We start from the raw sequence: 18440 nt of genomic DNA, 5'->3' as shown, positions 1-18440 counted from the left end.
GTACCGCCCGGTTGGTTGGCGCAGGCATTGACCAGCCGTACTCGCGAGGTTTTGGCGGCGGCCGGTCCTCCGGCAGTCGTGCCTGCGCGGTCACCTGTGACCGCCGGTTGATCCTTCAGTCTTGTTGTGACCGAAGGTGTTGTCTGATGTGAAGGTGTGCTGATGACGGTTCCTCCCCAGGGCTCTTACGGTTCGCAACCTCCCGGTGGTGGTGGGCCACAGTGGGGTGGGCCGCCGCCGCAAGGTCCGGGGGCTCAGCCGCCGCATGGTGGGCCGGGGCAGCCGCAGTACGGTCAGCAGCCCGGTGGCGGGACGTGGCCTCAGCAGGGTTGGACGGGTGCTCCGCCGCCACCGAACAACGGTGGTAAGGGTAAGTGGATCCTGATCGGCCTGGCCCTTGTCGCGATCATTGCGGTGAGCATTGTCGGCACGGTTCTTGTGCTGCGTCCCGATTCCGGTGCCGGTAACGGTTCGTCCAACACTGCGGACGGTGCTTCCGAGTTCGCCAGTGCCAACGACACCGGACCGGCCAACATCATCACCGAAGACCCGACGTGCGAAGCATGGAGAAAAATTTCGCACGACATGGATAGCGTTTCCAACGCAATCAAATGGAATCAGCAAGACTATGCGGTGCCAGCGACAGAGTGGACGTCGGAACAACGGGCGGCATTCGACAAAAAGGGCGCCGCGTTGGCAGATGCACTCAAGAATGTGGCTAACATTGCCAAGCAAACACCGCATAGGGTGATGCGTGAACTATACGGTCAGTACACGGCCTATTCTCAAGCGGTCATCAACGCAATCCCAGCCTACTCGTCAACGGACGGGAACATTGTTGCGGCATCCAACAAATTCTTTGGTGTACTGAACCATGTGTGCGATGCCACCTACTACCGTGCGGCGCAGCAAGCTTCCCCTCTGATTGCCGAGCCGGCGCCTCCCTCGGCGCCTCAAGCGCCGAATAGCGATAGAGGACCAGCGGAAGAACGTTTTCTAAAGACTAACAACGGCAGCTGTGGTGATTGGGTTGCTATGGCTGAGCGCTTCAATACCGAATCGACGGCTTGGCGTGACCTGGACCCCAACATCCGCGCGACGGAATGGGCTCCGGAGCAGAAAGCAGTTGTTGACGCGGTGATCCCGGTACTGAAGAGATACGCCGATGACATGGAAGATATTGGTCGACAAAGTAATAACCCAGTCTGGGAAGACTTTGCAGTGCTGGCGGCGCAATATATGCGTGCTTATGTCCAGGTTGCACCTACTTACACCTCAAGTTATGGGTTGTTGTCACTAGCTTCCACTAATCTATCTGTTGCAATCAATTGGGCGTGCAAGGCGGCATCGTGAACGCGGTTGTCAACTCCGCGAACAACGGTCCAGTTTTGTATGACGATATTTCGGACCTTTTCGTGCTGGCTGATGGAACAATTACCAGCCGAGCGGCGAGTATGCCGATGTGATGACCGGTCCGGGAGCATGCAGTGTTTCTTGCCGTGGGGCCGGCGATCCAAGTTGCCAGCAGAGAGCGTCAGTTAGCCGGGCTGGGTGATGGTGACGGGTCGTCAGAACCCGATGAGTCGCCCGACTTCCCCTGTCCGGGTGGAATCACAATTTGGAAGTCGACGTTTGTCCCGTTGACCTCGGTGGCAGTCACCGTCGCGTGATAGGTGTCCTCCCCAACAGTCACCGTGCATGTTTGGGTCGCATCCACCTTGACAGGCAGACCACCGTCGCAATCAACGGAGTCGATTGGGTCGTCGGACTGGGGCTGAAGCTGCTTCTTTGCGGCGGCCTCCAACGCCTTCTTGCTCACCTCGGGCACTGCTGGTGCGGTTGAGGTGGCAGACGACGAAGATGCCGACGACGAGGGTGCAGACGACATCGTGCCGACCTCGAAGCTGCCGGAACACCCGGCCAAAACCCCGATCGCCGGAAATGACGCAATGGCCACCCATCGCGTCATCGATTGCACAACCACATCTGCCCCCTTGAATCTTTGACGCCCGCAGCGATCGCCGCGGGCGTCCGAAGAGTATGGCAGGCTGACGATTCGGGGCTGGGATCGCCCGTAAGTGGGCAGCAGGCGCGGCTTAAGTATTCGGAGTCCGGCACCTCAGATAGTCAGTCTTTTGCTGAGATGTTTGGTGCGAGGGCAACATGTCACACATGTCTGGGCTTGTGAGCCGGGATTCGCTTGCCACAAGAAGAGTGTTGGTAGTCCTATCGAGATACGCGAGATAAGTCGTGAATGCGGTTGTCAATCCCGCGAACAACGGTCGGGTCTTCTTTGACGATATTTCGGACCTTATTCGTGCTGTCTGGTGGGGTAATTAGTAAGTCGAACGGTCCGTACGCGGGAACCATGCTGGGTCCGGGTGGATGGCCAGACTTCGACGAGTCGGTTTCGACCAGTGACGAGACATACCTGGGGACGGACGCTTCAACTTTGATGCCGAGGTCGATGACGAGCCCATGGGATAGCAGCACCTATGCGTTGGATGGCCATCGCGCGCCGAGCTCGGGCCGATTGGGGTGGCAAGCGCCCGGGCCTGGGCACTGCTGCGTGCCGGTGGCGCACCTAGAATTTGTGCGTTCGGCGCTCCTTGAGCTCGGGTAGCATTTTGCTGAACTACTGGTAGAGGGGGCCCTCGACGGTCGCCGCTGGAGGCTACGTGTCCGGCGGCCGTAGCCGCGCCGTCGCGCTTCGGGTCTGGCGGGCGTTTCCGGTGCCCGGTGGGTTGGGAGCGGTGGGCGCTCTCGCGTCTAGTTGATGGGGTGTGCGGTGTCTGGTGAGTTGCGGGTCAATATTCCCGAGCTGCGAGTTGGCAGTTTGGGCTTCATGGACGCGGCTGAGTCCCTTCCGGAGGCACCGACGTCGTTTCCCGCGTTGGGTACTGACCCCTTGGCGCAGGCGTTGACGACGCGCACCAATGAGGTGGAGGCTCCGCTGTCGGACTCACTGCCGACGACCAGAGACAGCGCGAAGACGACGGCGACCAACATCGGTACTGCAGCTGACAAGTATGAGCAGACCGATCAGAAGGCCCAGTCTGACGTCAATGACCGGTTGGCGGAGTTCGATTCGCAGTATGGCTCCTCGAGCACGAGTGGCGGGTCCACGGATGCGATGGGTCAGTTCGGTCAGTTGATGCAGATGCCGATGCAAATGGCCCAGCAGGCGGTCCAGGTGCCGATGCAGATGGCTCAACAGTTGGGCCAGCTTCCGCAGACCGTCATGCAGAGCGTGCAACAGTTGGCGCAGATGGGTGGTGGGCTCGGTCAGGGCGGCGCGGGCGCTGATGCGGGGCAGGCGCAGTCCGCGGAGAAGGGCGAGCAACAGCCTTCGGCTGACGAGGCGGGTCGTCAGGATCCAGACGAGCGCGATGAACGGGATGAGCGCGACGAGCAGCAGCAGGACGAGCAGAAGCGCGAGGGCGCGGCCGCACCCGATAGCGGTGCGCAGCGGGCGCCCGCCACTTCGCCGTCGGCTCCTGCAGCGCCATCTGGCCCGGCGGTAGCGGCGCCGCCGGCCGCGCCGCAGCGACCGCCGGTTGATCCTTCAGTCTTGTTGTGACCGACAGTGTTTTCGATGTGAAGGTGTGGTGATGACGGTTCCTCCCCAAGGCTCTTATGGTTCGCAACCTCCCGGTGGTGGTGGGCCACAGTGGGGTGGGCCGCCGCCACAAAGTCCGGGGGCTCAGCAGCCGTTGGGTGGGCTGGGGCAACCGCAGTACGGTCAGCAACCCGGTGGCGGGCCGTGGCCTCAGCAGGGTTGGACGGGTGCTCCGCCGCCACCGAACAACGGTGGTAAGGGCAAGTGGATCCTGATCGGCCTGGCCCTTGTAGCGATCATTGCGGTGAGCATTGTCGGCACTGTTCTTGTGCTGCGCCCCGATTCCGGTGGCGGTAACGGTTCGTCCAACACTGCAAACGGCGCTTCCGAATTCGCCAGTGCCAACGACACCGGACCCGCCAACATCATCACCGAAGACCCCACCTGTGCAGCATGGGGCAAAATTTCCGATGACCTAGTGGCGGCATCGAAAGCGGCCAAGTGGAATAGCCAGGACTATTCGGTGCCCGCGACCGAATGGACGTCGGAGCAGCGGAATGCATTTGAGCAGCAAGGTGTCACGTTTGCGAACGCGATCAATAAGGCAGAAAATCTTGCCAAGAGGACACCGCACCGTGTGATGCGTGAACTTTATGGTCAGTTCATCGCGTATGCACAAGCGGTAATTGACGCTATTCCAACCTATAGTGCTACGGACCAACCCAATGTTGTGGCGGCGAATAAGTTTTTTTCGTCGCTGAATGAAGTGTGTGATTCTATGTATTTTCGAGCAGCGCAGGAAGCCGTGCCGTTGATTGCGATTCCATCCGCTCCTTCAGACCCACAGGCGTTGAACCACGAGGTGTTGTCGGGCCCGCAACGATTCCTCAGCGACGGTAACGACGTCTGTAGCAACTGGATCGCTATGGCTGAGCGGTTCGACCTGGACACAGAAGGCTGGCGGGCGATTGACTCGACGATTCCGGCAAATAAATGGACTCCGGAACAAAGGTCGATCATTGACAAATCGGCTCCAATCATGGCGGCTAGTGCCGATGATATGGAACGGATGGGTCGGAAAAGCGACAATTTGGTCTGGGAAGACTTCGGAGTATTTGCAGCTCAATACAGGCGCGCGTATGTTCAGTCAGTTCCCTCCTATACTCCAAAATATTCACATCTAGAGGCGGCGGCATCCCATTTATCAGTCGCGATCTATTGGGCGTGCAAGGCGGTATCGTGAACGCGGTTGTCAATCCCGCGAACAACGGCCCGGTTCTGTTTGACGACATTTCGGATCTCTTCGCGCTGGCCGGCGAGGCAATTAGTAAGCCGAGCGGTCCGTACGCCGGAACTATGCTTGGTCCGGGCGCATGGCCGGAGTTCGATGAATCGGTTTTCGATCAGCGACGAGACATGCTGGCCGGAATGAGAGTGGCAGTGGCCCTTTCTCGCATGGGCTGGGATACGACACACGCGAACATATTTAATGGTGAACTCGTGTGGGTCGGAGACGGTGCTACAGCGGCGGGGTCGAAGAGTCAGCAGCACAGCGAGTCGATGCAGCAGATCGAACAGCAATTTGCTGACGCCATGGAATGGTGTGGTACGGCGTTTGCGACAACCAGGATGGCCAAAAAGGCGATTTTCGATTTCGTTGAGCTCAAATTCAAGGAGATCACTGATCTCTTGGACAAGGCGAATGAAAAGGGTGAGGACGCTTCCGACAAGGCTCAAAAGATTGCCGATCAGGCATATCTTGCCAACAAGCAGTTCCTCGCTGGCCTTGCTGCCGGACTGAGCGGAAAAGCCGAAGTAGACGCGTGTTCATCGTCTGATAGCCCCGCCGCCGCGCCACTCGACAACGGCACGGGATCATCTGGCGCGGAATCATCTGGCTCGACGGAACCCGACGGTGAAACCTCTGGTCCGGGTGGGCAGCCATCTTCATCGCTGATGAGTAACGAAACTGACAGGGAGCCGGGCGAAGACGACGCGGCGTCTGATGAATCTGCCGACGCGGAGGTGGCATCGGATGCGGGGGCGAACAGCCTGCGTGACCAGGGTGTGAGTGGCGGCGCGGCGCCTGCTGAATCTGCCGACGCGGAGGTGGCATCGGATGCGGGGGCGAACAGCCTGCGTGACCAGGGTGTGAGTGGCGGCGCGGCGCCTGCTGAATCTGCCGACGCGGAGGTGGCATCGGATGCGGGGGCGAACAGCCTGCGTGACCATGGTGTGACTAGCGACGCCACGCCGTCGGTGGGCATTGCACCTGGTTTGACCCAACCCGGCACCGGTACAAAGGCGCCCACACCTTCGGTGCCTACCGCCTCCGCTCCTTCCGCACCGTCGGCGCCGAGCGCCTCGGGCGCGGGTGGTGGGTCTGGAGCCTCCGGCGGCGGAAGTGGCTCGGCGAGTGGTGGATCGCCCTCGTCCGCGAGCCCAGGTGCCGGCGTGGATCCGTTGAAGGCCGGGGGTCCTGACCTGGGGGGCCGTGCGGATCCGTTGCAAGACTTCTCGAAGGGATTTGCGGATTCGTCGGGGACACCCGTTCATGCCGCTTCCTCTGGCGCACCACCGCCGTTGGCACCGTCGCCGACGGTCCCGGCCGGCGACACGGCGCCGGCGAGCACCGGTGCGGCCCCGATCGCGCAGAGCAGCGGACCCACCCCGACGGCGCCGGTGCAAGCCTCTCCCTCGGGTGGCTCGATGGGTGGCGGAATGCCGATGGGATCCTCGCCGCTGGGTCCGCCGCCGACGGCTCCTCCGGCTGGCCCGGTGCCACCGTCGGCCGCGGCTCCACCTCCTGCTCCGGCCGCGCCGGCCAGCGTCGCCGGTGGTGCGCAGGTAGCGCCGATTCCGGTGTCAGCCGCGCGGGCCGAGCGCGATGCCGCGCAGAACGCGGCGAAGCGGAGTTCGGATCCGCTGGTACTGGCGCGCCGGATCGCTGCGGCGCTCAACGCGCCGGACATGCTCAATGTCGAGGACTACGACTTTTACTGGATCACTGCATTGACCGCCGAAGGACAGATTGTGGTGGCCAATAACTACGGGTTGGCCTACCTGCCCGCGCAGGTGCGGTTGCCTGAGCAGGTGAAGTTGGTCAGCGCCGACGAGTCGATTCCGGCCAGTGAGCGTGCTTCGTTTGCGACCTATCCGATGGTGGCTGTTCAGCGTTGGGCCCAGCATCACGACACGACGCTGCGGGCCGTGATCGGCGGTGAAGAGCACCTCGCGAAGTCGGACGCCGGTGCCCACAAGGTCGTGCTGACACCGGAAGACATCCCGGCGAAGGGCCAGATGGCGGGCCGGGACCGTCTGCAGGTGATCGCTCCGCAGATCGCCATGCGGTTGGCAGGGTTCAGCGACGCCGACCTGATCAACATCCTGCCGTCGGCATCGGCCGACACCAGCCCACCCGAAGACCGTCGGACGACGTTGTGGGAAGAGGTGTGGGAGCCGTTGTGCAGTAGCGCCAACGACCGCGGGCAGGTGCACTTGCAGGCGTTCTTGGCGTATGCAATCCACGCTCAAGAGTGGGCCGTGTATGAGGCACACGCCGCAGCAGACGGACCCGATCAGCGCCGGGCCGCCGCCGATTTCATTTACTGGCAGCATGTGGGGCAGTTGATCGCCGACGGACTCGATGCGTAGGACGGGTGGTTCAGGTCCCAGAAGACGCGGCAGCGTCGGCACCGGCGAGGCATCCGGGCAGCAAAAGAAGTGAACGCCGTCACCTCGGTCTGCCCATATGATTACTACGGGAAATCGATGCTGCGCGTCGCCCGGACGGCAAGGCCGTTCGGCCGAAATCTTGGTTTCGTCACGGATGCCTGCGGCCGTACGTCGGCGGCATCGACATAGGGAGGATGAATAGCAGTGACCGAAGGGGTGGTCGGGTGGTCGTCCGACGAGATGAAGAAGAAGGCCGCGGAAATCACGGCGGATCGGGCGGACAAATCACCAGTACCCCTCCCGGCGCCACCGGACGCGCTGCAAATCACCACCGCCGCGACGAACCAACTCAATGCGTCTTCCGACAGATTGGAAAAGACTTTCAGTGCCGCTGACACCGAGGCGGGGCGTATGGCAGCGGCCCTACGAGCTGCGGCCGACGCTTTCGACGAGGTTGTCAGTACGTCGAAGGAAGAATTCGACAAGAGCATGAATAGCGACGGTGCCCGGCCTTCCCAACGTTTCGAGACCGTGGTTCCAAGCGGGGTGATGGAACCTGCGCCGGCCACCGTGCCGAGCAATTATCCTGCCGCGGCACAAACGGGCAACTTCGCTAAGTGGCGTGAGACTGCGAAAACGATCCATGACACCAATACGTCTGGGCTAGAGGAGTTCAGGGACCGATGGGGGACAACCAAAGGTTGGCTCGACAAGCACAAGGACAAGTTCGTAGCGCCGAAGGGTAATGGCACTGCCGCCGACGCCTACACCGAGGCGATGGAGCGCCTGCGTGAATGGTGGGAGCACATGGGCCCGGAAGCCGAGCGAATGATCGAGCAGGCGCAAAATTTCATCGACGCGCACCGGGATCTTGTCACTGAGCACCCCACAATGGACGATGTCGCCACCTATGAGAAATTGGAACCGGGCGGTCTAGTCAGCCTCGTTATAGGCGCCTCACCCGTGGCAAGCATAGGAAAAGCCATGGGAAAAGGCGCGCTGAATGCGTATTTTCAGCAGCGTTCGGAGGCGGCGTTGACGAAATATGCAGGTCGCGTCGCTTTCCAAGAAGTTAGGCCCGGCATGCCGCCGTCAATTCGCGGATTGTCGTCAACGAATCCCAGTCAACAGCCACCTGTTGGAAACCCGCAGATAGGTGGTGCCCCCGTACCCACCACCGGTGGAGCCGATCCCAGCATTCCGAAGATTCCCGAAATGCCTTCGATGTCGCCCGCCAGCGCTGATCCCGGTGCGGGCCAGGAGTCGGGGGGTTCTCCGAGCGGTGGTGGCTCACCGAGCGGTGGTGGCTCACCGAGTGGTGGTTCCCCATCCGGTGGCGGCGCGCCGAGCGGAGGCATGCCGAGTGGCCTTCCGAAGGGGCCCGAGGGCATGCCGGAGATGCCCGGCGTCGGGGAACCCAGCTTGAAGCCCGCCAGCGCCGGAGGCGGCGGCGGTATGGGCGGTGGCGGCGGGGGTATGCCGTCGATGCCGCTGGGCCCCGCCGTCGGAGCGGACTCGGTGGCGCCATCTCCCGCGGCCGCACGTGGCGGCGGCGGCGGAGTCCCCGGCACCTCGGGCGGCGCCGGCATGGGCGGCATGGGTGGCGGCATGGGTGGTATGGGAGGAGGCCACGGCCAGGGTCAGGGCAAGGAGAAGCGTCGCAACGCGAATCTCGCGGAGGACGAGGACCTCTACAAGGAGGACCGTGCGTACACCGAGGCGGTGATCGGTCGCCGTGCGCGTAAGGACACCAAGGACGGCAAGTAAACCACGTCAGAAGGCAACGGCTCGCCGACGACACATAACGTGTCATCGGCGAGTTTCGTTGTACACGAGTCCTTTTCCGCCTGAGTAATCTGGTTCGCGGACTACCGTTGCTCGCTGAGTAATTCACGCGGTGTACGGCCTGACTTAGGACATTTGGCCTAGTACCCCGGTTTGATACCGAGGTGGGCCAGGATTTCGCGTTGGGCGGTGGGGACTTCCGGTGGGAAGGTCTGGATGGCACCGTTGATGCTGATGGTGGCGCTGCGCAGCGGCCGGAGCTGCTTGACGACCTTGCCGATGGACAGCCCGGTACGTGCCTGGATGGCGTGGGAGACAGCCAGGGCGGTAAACACGATGGTCAGGTGCGCCTCGATGGCGTCGCGGGTGTAGTGAAACATCGGCCGGGCACGGAGGTCGCTTTTGGACATTCGAAACGATTTCTCGACGTGCCACAGGTCGTGGTACTTGGCGATCACCTCGCCGGCCGGCATCAATTCCCCCGGCACGTTGGTGACGTAGCCCTTGAGTCCGACCAGGGATTGCGCGCGAGCCAGGCTGGCCTCATCAAAACTGCGGTCATCGCCGCGGATTTTGACGAATCGTGCTGATTTGACCTTCTTTTCGCCCTCGATGATGGCGCGGGCGCGGGCCTCTTGGGCGGCCAGGGTCTTCTGGTCACGCCGTGCCCGTTTGGCGGCTCTTCCGACTTAGCAGGGGCGGAGCCTGGTTCTGGATGGCGCTCGCCGTGATTGGCGGGTGCAGGCCCACCGTACGCGGCGGCGTTGGTTGTCCGGTGTTCTGAATCCGAACGCGATTCGGCCGACGTGTTTGACGATTCTGTTGTAGCCCTCGCTGCGGGCGTTGGACAGCCCGGTGGTGATGGCCAGGATCATCGGTTCCTGCCACGCGGAGATGGTTTCGGCGAGCTTGACGATCTCGGGTACCGAGCACGCCGCGCAGAACGTGTAGAACCGGTACAGCGCGTCGCCGATCTCGTAGCGCAGACCGCCACGGTCGGTGCAGGCCAGCACATCTCGCAGCAGTTCCTTGGCGATCCAGGCCGCCGCGATGTCCCCGTTGGGGTCTGCGCAGGTCAGTTTCTCGAACAGCGTGTGGCGTTGATCGTCGGTCAGCCGTTCGGCGGCGCGCAGCAGCCGGCGGCGGTTGATCCACTCCGGATCGCTCTTGTGCCCGCGGCGTCCGCGGTAGGTCTGGGTGACGCGGCGGCGAACCCGATCGACCATCTCGTTGGCCTTCTTCACGAGATGAAAGCGATCCACGATCAGCTTCGCGTGCGGCAACGCCTCGCGGGCGGCCTTGGCGTAGGCCCCCGACATGTCGATCGCGACGAACTCGATCCCGTCCCTCCACGCCTGCTCGCGCTGGGTCAGCCAGTCGGTCACCGGCCGCGCGGCACGCCCGTTGACCTGGACCAGCAACCCGCCGGCGCCGGTGATGTCGACCAGGCCGCTGTCCCAGCGGTCCACCCACGCCCGGGCCCCGGTCTCCGGGCAGGTCTCCCACTTGGCCTTCCCGCGGCGGGTCTCATCGATGCCCAGCACCCGCACCGGGGGCGGTTCACCGGCCAGGACCGGATCCGCGGTGGCGATCACCGCGTCATGGCAGGTGTTCCAGCTACAGCCATACGCGGCGGCGACGGCCTTGACCGAGCGGTCGTCGTCGAGGACCGCCAGGGCCATCTCCGCCTTGGCTCGCACCGTCACCCGAGCCCGCGGCGGGATCGACGGCGTCGACTCAGTGAATGACCTGCGTTCGCAGGAGGTGTTGGTGCACAACCATTTCCGCTTTCGCCACATGATCAGCGGCCGGTCCGCACCGATCTTGATGTCCCGGGGCCGAGTCGTGACCCAACCCCTCGACCGCGACGATCTGGTTCGGCAGTCCGGGCAGATCCCGACCCACTCGAGCGCTGTGCCCACCTCAACGATGCGGACATCGCCGTCATCGACTTGCACGGACTCCACGGTGATGCCGTCGAGTCCAAGCAGCAGGGAACCACTATTGTCAGACATGCTCGCGCCTTTGCTCTGGATGCGTAGAGAACACCCAGTTGACAAGGGCGCGAGCCCTCAATCAGTCACCGACACGAACCCAATCGGTCACACCAGACCCCCATCAAGTCGGAAGAGCCCGTTTGGCCGAGTATGCCCAGATCGACCGCCACGCACCCGGATGGGCCTGGGGATCCCAGACCGGTTCAGCCCGCAGCGCGGTGTTGTTGACTTTCGCGTTGCCGTGCCGCGGTGTAACAGTGTCGATGATCTGCCCGTCGGCGAAAACATCACCGTTCCAATGGAAATGGGATTCCAGATCCCCAGGAGCCTTGGTGGAGCGGGAGCCGACGATGAACGACAATCCGAGCTCGTCGAGGGCGTTGAGGTTGGTTGCTGAGAGCATGCCGGCATCAGCAGCCACGACCATCGGAGTGCCGTCCAACCTGTGGCGTTCGAGGAAGCCTTTGACGATCGGGACGATGGTGGTCGTTTCAGCGGTATTGCCTTCGTAGCAGCCGATTTCCAGTGGGAACCCGGTCCGGTCCACCAGCAGGCCCACCACGATCTGCGGATCGACCCGGCGCTCTTTGGAGTAGCCAACCTTGCGCAGGTCATCCTCGGACTCGGCCTCGAAGTACAGGGTCGTCACGTCATAAAGGAGCAGGCTCAGGCCGCCGCAGTCGGTGGCATAGGCAAAGCACTTCTCGGCGATCAGATCCCGATACTTGCCCGCCCCCATCTGGTCGAGGTGACGTTGAATTGTGCGGTAGGACACCGTATTTACGCCCAGATCGGTCAACACCCGGTTGGCGTCGAGCTTGCTGGTCGGCTCCACTATCCGGGCGATCACCAGATCCCGGAACACCCGATCGGCGACATCGTCAAAGCCCAGCCAGTCATAGACCCCGCCGATCACGTCGTAGAGCAGTCGAGAATGGGTGGCCGTCGTTCGGCCGGGCGGTGCCAGCGGGGCGGACTTGGGCTGCGGCACGTCCACCAGCGCCGGCACCCGATAGTCGCCAACATCGGTCAGCAACTGAGCTCGTGCGGCCACCTCGATATCGAGGGCGTGCTGGCCACCAGCGACGATCTGCCGCGCCTGCTCCAGCAGAATGCCCAGTTCAGCATCAGTATGTGCGGAACCAAGATGGGCCAGAATCACCACTCGGCCGCTGTCCTTGCGCGCGACCTGCACCGCGACCGCGCCGGAGGTCGTGCGCACTTTCCGCACGTACGCCACCGCCTGAACCTACCGGCCTAGTACCCCAAACAGCACACTCTATTACCCAAACAACCAGGTCACAGCGCTGCCAATCGGAAAATCCCCACACCGTGTCCTAAGTCAGGCGAGTTTCGTTGTACACGAGTCCTTTTCCGCCTGAGTAATCTGGTTCGCGGACTACCGTTGCTCGCTGAGTAATTCACGCGGTGTACGGCGTGCGAACGGACGTCGTGGAAGCGGCTGTGGTTTTTGGCTTGCCTCGTTGAGCCCCGGGGCCGCCCCCACACCGGCGGTCAACGTCCGTGCATCTGGCCGTCGAGTTGGCCTGCCTTGGTCTGATCGGTGCGGTCGTAGTGAGCCGACGCGATACCCAGCTTCTCGGCCAGTGATGTAGACACCTGCTGCATGGCCGCCACCGCGGCATCACGCGATGCGCCGGCTGCGCCTATCGCTGCGATGGTCGGTGCGCAAACCGGACCGTGGGTGGCAATGACCAACGGTGTCGTTCCATTGACGGCTTGCCCCGCCGCAGTGATGCCGGAGGCGACTTGCTGTTGCTGCTCGGAGAGTTTCCGCAGGTCTGCCGTTGTTACCTGTAGTTCGCCGCTCATCGGCCTGTCCGTTCTGTGACGTTGCGGTCGGATGTCACTGAGCTTGAGCTTCCGATGCGATGCGGTCGTAGGTGGCGCCGGCCCGCCGGATCAGGGTTGCATTGTGGGCCGAGTCGGAGGCCATGCGGTACATGCGCTGGGTTGCAATGGGCACAGTCTTGGCAAAGGCGGCCGACTCGATGGCCAGTGAGGCAATCATTCCGGAGCCGGGCGGCACATTCCAGGCTCGTGCGGCGAGAGCGAAAGGTATCGCCAGGGTCAACTCCGTCATTTGATGGTCGATCTGTTGCCGGGTGTCGGCGATCTGTCCGGCCTCGGCGTCCAGGGCTGCTTGCACCTCCCGGTCGGTCTCGGCCATCGACTCTGCACGCTGCCTCTGCTCATCGTTTCGATCTGCGTAGGCATCCGAGCTGTCGCCTTGCCAACTGCCCGGGGGCTGGGTTTTCTCCAACGCCGAAGCGACCCTGCTGACTGCTTCCGCGCCATTGGAGTAGCGGTCGCCTCCCTCGGGACCCTCAAACCCGGTCATATTGCTCATGATCGTCATGGCCCTCAAGCCGGCCGCGATGATCCTTGTCGTGGCTGCAGCGAGAAACTTGGCATTGTCCAACTGCTTGGCGCCTTGTTTAGCGAACTCCTGTGCGCCGCTGATGACGTTCGCGCCGAGACCGGCGAAGCTATACCCGGCATCGCCACCACCGACGCCTTTGACGTGCCCGTAACCGCTGTACCAGTTGTTCGCTGCGTCGTAGATGTCGCCAAAGTCACCCATATGTTGTCACCCAATTCATCAGTCATCAGCGACCCTATCAACGTCAACGGCCTACGGGGCGCACCAATTTCGATGTCTGCAGATCCGGACACCGGTCATGGTCCGGCGGCGGACTGCGTGTCATAGAACCGTTGAATCGCGCGTTCATCGGCCAGCTCAACCCGATTTTCCGGATGTAACCAGTAGAAGCGGATCACCTCGTAGAGTGCCCGGCTGTACATGGCGTAGTTGTCGAGCAGGTACGTGTGCCCGTCCTCCATCACCAGCGTCAGCGGACAGGTGGCCTGAACGCGATCTGCCGGCGCGGTCTCGTTGATGTCGATCACATCCGACCATCGGCCCACTTGGGTTCTACGAAAGGCTTCGGCAAACTCGAACGTATCGAGGCTCAAACGGATGTAGCCGATGCCGCGAAGTCGCACGATCAGTCCCAGGAAAACAATCCACACACCCGTCACGGCAGCGAATGCGAGCGGAACCCAGGCCGGGGTGCCGCGGTAAGAACCCAGTGAGACGACGGGGAGTTCAAGTCTGTTCAGCCAGCTCAAAACTGCGCAGAGTCCCAAGATCGGAACGCCTCCTACGGTGGCGACCAGCATTAATCGGTCCAGCCGTCGGTCGGGCCGAATCGTGGTAGCGGAGCCGTCACAGGCTGCGTAACCGGCTGCAGTGGGTAAGACGAACTGCAAGGCAGCGGCGATGGACCACCAGGCAGCGAGGCCCACCGACAGGACCGCGGTCAGGAAATTACCGTGCCGAAACGTGACGAATGCCCACCACAGGCACGCTGCTACGACACCGCCGACGAGGGCTAGCGCGAATTTTCTCCCCATAGCCCTACCTCACCCACACGCGGCGGCATCGATTCTGAGTCGGATCGCTGAGATCAGGACTGGTTGCGGACATAATTTCGGAGAAATGCCGCCTCGGTTTCGGCGGCCTGCTCGGGCGTCGGCAGGCCCAGGGTGTTGGTCAGCAGGTTGCGTACAGCGGGGCCGTCACCGACTTGCTGGACCGCTGTATACAGAAGATAGACATACTGGCCGGCGCGGGCCTTCTCGGTCGCGATCGCCGCCAGGTCGCGAATCTCGTGCGCGAGTTGCGATTCGGTCAGCTTGGTGACAAGCGGCGACAGCTCGACTTGCTGAACCGAACCATTCATGTACGCCGTCACGGTGATCGATCCAGGCGGATTCGTCGCCGAAAACAGCGGCACCCTGTCAGGCTCTTCGTCGTCCTGAGATGCCAGCGACGGTATTTCGGCGAAGTCATCGATGTCCTCGGCCGGGGCTTCGACGCTGACGTACTCGCCTAACGCGTCGAGAGTCGAAATACCCTCGTCCATATGCGGTACGTAGTCGCCCAAAGCGTCGAGGCCTGACGGGTCGTCTTCGTTCGTTGAAGGAAACTCCAGGTCGGGCAGATTTTCACCCCAGTCGTCGTCGCCCGGTGGCGTTTGATCCATCATCGTGTGCCCTCGTCTATAGCCCTCAGCGGGGCTGCTGCCCATCGGCCGTCAACTCCGCGACCATCGCATCGAGCCGTTCCCGATCGGCTTCGATGGATGTGGTCGCTGCGGCGGTGGCCTTCTGGATCGCCTCGTTGAGGCGTTGTTCGACGGCTGAAGCACCCAACCGCAGCAATCCGTCCTTGATGTACACGTCGATCAGGTGATGGTGTCCGTTGAGCGTGACTTCGACGCTCTTGGCTTCATCTGCAGCCGTGAAGGTTTCGGTGTTCATCTTGTGCAGCTGGTCGTCCATGAGGGACTGCAGCTGCTGCGCCTGGCGCAGGACCGCTGCGACCTGCGGATGCATCTCCTCTGTCATACCTGTTCCCTCCCACCCTTCTGGGACCCCTCTCCCAGCAAGCTTGATGTCATTGTTCCAGCGCCATCTGGTAACGGCTCTCCTCACGCGGATTGATCAACGTGATGGGTAGCTGCCGGTGCCGTGGTGTGTCAATGAAGTTGGGCCGCATGATCACTCGGCCGACGCCCTGATGCGGGCCGAGGTACGTCGTCGAGTTCGGCCATGCCACACGCGGCACGCGGCCGACGCGGCCGTTGATCATCGTGGCGAATTCGCGGTACTGGGGCCCGAGGGTCACCACGGCGCCGGATGCCGCGGAGCGGATGACGAACTGGGTGAACAGGCGCGCGTCGCCGAGGTTGATGCTGACGTCGACGTTGTCGAACGGCATGTACACCGGGTAGCGGTCCGAAGTCTCACCGACGAGCACCCCGGCTGAACCGATCGGCAGGTCATGGTGTTTGTCGGTCACAGGGGTGAGGCCTTGAAGGGCCGCCCGCTGACCGCCGTATAGGCAGGAAAACCCGCGCGGCGTAGTCGGATTGGACAGCGTGGTCAACAGCACCGTCGTTGTCGGTGCCGCCCCGGGGCGGACCCGCACACAGGTGGCGGTGTGGTCGGCCCGCGCCGACCACCAGACGTCTGGGCCGCCGGGAGCGTTGTAGGCCGCGGTAAAGGTGCTGCGGCCCTTGATCAACGACCAGGTTTCCTTCTCGAAGGAGATCTCGGTGGCCTTGTCGTAATCATCGAAGCTGCGCGAGCACTGCGCGTCAATCCCGTTGCTGGCCAACTGGTCTGCGATACGGGTGGCCGACGACACCAGGTACCGGGCCAGCCCGGACACCCCGCTGTCGCGTCGCTGAGCCGAGCGTCGGGTCTCCTCCGGGTTGGCGCGGATCACAATCCAGGTGCGCCGGTTGGCCGGTGCCGGGTACGGGCCCACCACCTGCTCGTAGAGGGCCACCAGGCTCGCGGGTGCGGTCTTGCCGACCCGATAGCCGGCCGAGACGATGTCGGCCTCCAGGTCGGGGCAGTGCGCCGCGAGCAGCTTCTCAACCAGCTTGGTGCTGACGGTGTCGTCGGAGACGGCGCCGCCGTTGACGATCACCGTCGGGGTGAAAGGCCTTGGCACCAGCTCGATCACCGCGACCAGGTAGTCACCCTGCCAGCGCACCGCGACGTGATCGCCGGGCATCACGGTGGCGCCGACCGCAGGTTCCGACGGCGCATCGGGGGTACTGCGGTGGCGACGGCGCCAGGAGAAGATTGCCCGGACCCAACCGGTCAGCCGGTACCCGCGGATGGTGAGCACCGAGAAGATCGCGATCAGCACCGACAGCGTGATCCCCAGCCACAGCAGGTTGAAGTGCATACATATCGCGATGCACGCCGGGATCAGCGTGGCCGCCCAGATGGCGTGCCCGGTGGTGAAGCGGAACCCGAAATGCCTTTGCAGGAAGTTCATTGGCGCCGCCGCAATGCGCGTCGGGTCATCGCCGCGATCCCGAGAATCAGGGCCAGCGCGGCCCCGGCGACCACCACACCGGTGATCGGGCCGCGGTCTGGCGGCGGGATGTACACCGGCGGCGGCACTTCCTTGACGCGGAACGGCGCCTTCTCCGGACCCTCGGGGACCTCCCAGGTCAGTGCGGCGACCGGATCGACCACGCCGGCACCGACGTAGTTGTCGACGCCGCCCCCGGGATGCCGTGCGGTGGCGGTGATCCGGTTGATCACCTGGGCCGGGGTCAGATCCGGGAAGCGCTGCTTGACCAACGCCGCCAGACCGGAGACGAAAGCGGCCGAGAACGACGTGCCGTTCAGCGGCACCGGGCCGTCCTCACCAGGGGTGGCGTTGATGGGCTGGCCCTCATAGCCGAGCGCAGTGAGGTTCTCGCCAGGAGCCGCCGCCCCCAACCACGGGCCCGACATCGAGAAGTTGCTCGGCTGACCGTTCTGGCTGACGCTGCCGACCGTGAGCACCAGCGGGTCGTACCAGGCCGGGCTGACGACCGTCTGCACGCCCTTCCAGCCGCGGGCATCGGCCGGAAGCGACTGGTCCGGCGGTGGGTTCTGGGTGCAGTCCTGGCCGGTGTTGCCGGCGGCCACCACGATCACCGCGCCCTTGACGTTCACGGCGTAGTTGATGGCTGCGCCCAGGCTGGTCTCATCGATCCGGCGGGTCACCTTGTAGCAGGCGGCCTCACTGATGTTGATCACCTGCGCGCCCAGGTTGGCCGCGTGCACCACCGAGCGGGCCAAGCTGCGGATCGAGCCTGCGGTCTGGGTGGAATTCGGGTCGTTGGGATCCTGGCGCGAACCCTTGGGCTGGAACGCCACCGACGTCTGACGCAGCGAAATCAGTCGCGCATCGGGGGCCACACCGACGAATCCGTCCGTGGGGGACGGGCGTCCGGCGATGATCGACGCGGTCAGGGTTCCGTGGGCGTCGCAGTCCGACATCCCGTTGCCGCCGGCGTCGACGAAGTCGCCGCCGGGCTCGGCCGGAACCCGGGGTGAACCGTTGACCCCGGTGTCGATCACCGCGACAGTTACGCCGGCGCCGGTTGCGAACTTCTGCGCCTCGGCCAGCTTCAGGTAGTCCGCTGCCCAGGGCTTGTCGGCGAAGTTCGAATTCGGCATGACCGTCGGCGCCGCGCAGATCTTGCGCTGCTCGGTCGGCTGGTCGGGGCCGGTTTCATCAGGCGGAACGGCCGCGGCATCGATCGCCGGCGGATCGATCGCGAACGCCGGAGGCGCACTGAATAGGGCCAACAAAACTGCCAGCAGCATCACGACTAAGCGCTGCACGCCTCACACTCCCCCAATGACATCGGACATGTCTGCAGTGTGCTGATGCACTTTCAGCAAACAATATCCGGTCTGTTCAGAAACGCATCGTCTCACGTCAAGCCGTCCGGCTATCTGCACGCAGGCAATCATAAGGGTGTCCGGGTGGGGCTGATAACGCTTTGTGCTCGTGACGCTTTGTGCTCGCAATCTTGAGG

Annotated in this window: 14 protein-coding genes and 3 pseudogenes; 6 read left to right on the top strand and 11 right to left on the bottom strand. The window is 63.2% G+C overall.

The window, feature by feature from the left end:
- Window positions 1–162: 162 nt before the first annotated feature.
- Window positions 163–1353 (top strand): ESX-1 system-associated protein, encoded by a 1191-nt coding sequence (locus JOF57_RS24835; RefSeq protein WP_209921410.1) that lies wholly within the window; start codon window positions 163–165, stop codon window positions 1351–1353.
- A 181-nt stretch (window positions 1354–1534) separates the two neighbouring features.
- On the opposite strand, the gene JOF57_RS24830 is transcribed toward JOF57_RS24835, so the two are convergent.
- A complete protein-coding gene (locus tag JOF57_RS24830) occupies window positions 1535–1888 on the bottom strand; it encodes a DUF4333 domain-containing protein (protein WP_234938241.1) in 354 nt (117 codons plus the stop codon).
- Between JOF57_RS24830 and JOF57_RS24825 the strand changes: the two genes are divergently transcribed.
- From JOF57_RS24825 to JOF57_RS24805, 5 genes are all read left to right on the top strand, one after another.
- Window positions 1845–2006 (top strand): hypothetical protein, encoded by a 162-nt coding sequence (locus tag JOF57_RS24825; protein WP_209921404.1) that lies wholly within the window; start codon window positions 1845–1847, stop codon window positions 2004–2006. The two genes, JOF57_RS24830 and JOF57_RS24825, sit on opposite strands and share 44 nt — an antisense overlap.
- A gap of 782 nt (window positions 2007–2788) precedes the next feature.
- Window positions 2789–3580, top strand: a complete 792-nt coding sequence (locus JOF57_RS24820) for a hypothetical protein (protein WP_209921400.1) — start codon at window positions 2789–2791, stop codon at window positions 3578–3580.
- A 31-nt stretch (window positions 3581–3611) separates the two neighbouring features.
- Window positions 3612–4802, top strand: a complete 1191-nt coding sequence (locus JOF57_RS24815; RefSeq protein WP_209921397.1) for an ESX-1 system-associated protein — start codon at window positions 3612–3614, stop codon at window positions 4800–4802.
- A gap of 713 nt (window positions 4803–5515) precedes the next feature.
- On the top strand, window positions 5516–7213 hold the full coding sequence (locus tag JOF57_RS31075) for an EspK C-terminal domain-containing protein (protein ID WP_234939122.1): 1698 nt from the start codon (window positions 5516–5518) through the stop codon (window positions 7211–7213).
- Between the two features lie 225 nt (window positions 7214–7438).
- Window positions 7439–9001, top strand: a complete 1563-nt coding sequence (locus JOF57_RS24805; RefSeq protein ID WP_209921394.1) for a PPE domain-containing protein — start codon at window positions 7439–7441, stop codon at window positions 8999–9001.
- Between the two features lie 158 nt (window positions 9002–9159).
- On the opposite strand, the pseudogene JOF57_RS24800 reads toward JOF57_RS24805, so the two are convergent.
- From JOF57_RS24800 to mycP, 10 genes and pseudogenes are all read right to left on the bottom strand, one after another.
- A pseudogene (locus JOF57_RS24800) lies at window positions 9160–9699 on the bottom strand (IS1634 family transposase); the annotation flags it as partial.
- A gap of 9 nt (window positions 9700–9708) precedes the next feature.
- A pseudogene (locus JOF57_RS24795) lies at window positions 9709–11095 on the bottom strand (ISL3 family transposase).
- A gap of 54 nt (window positions 11096–11149) precedes the next feature.
- Window positions 11150–12256: pseudogene (locus JOF57_RS24790) on the bottom strand (IS1634 family transposase); the annotation flags it as partial.
- Window positions 12257–12531: 275 nt separating this feature from the next.
- A complete protein-coding gene (locus tag JOF57_RS24785) occupies window positions 12532–12849 on the bottom strand; it encodes an ESX-1 secretion-associated protein (protein WP_209921392.1) in 318 nt (105 codons plus the stop codon).
- A 34-nt stretch (window positions 12850–12883) separates the two neighbouring features.
- Window positions 12884–13621: an EspA/EspE family type VII secretion system effector gene (locus tag JOF57_RS24780; protein ID WP_209921389.1), complete on the bottom strand. Its 738-nt coding sequence runs from the start codon at window positions 13619–13621 to the stop codon at window positions 12884–12886.
- Window positions 13622–13716: 95 nt separating this feature from the next.
- On the bottom strand, window positions 13717–14346 hold the full coding sequence (locus JOF57_RS24775) for a hypothetical protein (protein ID WP_307870097.1): 630 nt from the start codon (window positions 14344–14346) through the stop codon (window positions 13717–13719).
- Between the two features lie 161 nt (window positions 14347–14507).
- The gene (locus JOF57_RS24770; protein WP_209921384.1) at window positions 14508–15089 is read right to left on the bottom strand and encodes a hypothetical protein; all 582 of its coding nucleotides are present in this window, start codon (window positions 15087–15089) and stop codon (window positions 14508–14510) included.
- Window positions 15090–15111: 22 nt separating this feature from the next.
- Window positions 15112–15450 (bottom strand): YbaB/EbfC family nucleoid-associated protein, encoded by a 339-nt coding sequence (locus JOF57_RS24765; protein WP_209921381.1) that lies wholly within the window; start codon window positions 15448–15450, stop codon window positions 15112–15114.
- A gap of 49 nt (window positions 15451–15499) precedes the next feature.
- Complete coding sequence (gene eccE, locus JOF57_RS24760; RefSeq protein WP_273544744.1) at window positions 15500–16897, bottom strand: type VII secretion protein EccE; 1398 nt, start codon at window positions 16895–16897, stop codon at window positions 15500–15502.
- Window positions 16894–18243 (bottom strand): type VII secretion-associated serine protease mycosin, encoded by a 1350-nt coding sequence (mycP, locus tag JOF57_RS24755; RefSeq protein ID WP_209921378.1) that lies wholly within the window; start codon window positions 18241–18243, stop codon window positions 16894–16896. The genes eccE and mycP overlap by 4 nt, the downstream gene beginning before the upstream one ends.
- Window positions 18244–18440 lie beyond the last annotated feature (197 nt).

It is taken from the genome of Mycolicibacterium lutetiense (assembly GCF_017876775.1).
GTDB lineage: Bacteria > Actinomycetota > Actinomycetes > Mycobacteriales > Mycobacteriaceae > Mycobacterium > Mycobacterium lutetiense.
This window is presented reverse-complemented; position numbering and strand designations above follow the sequence as displayed.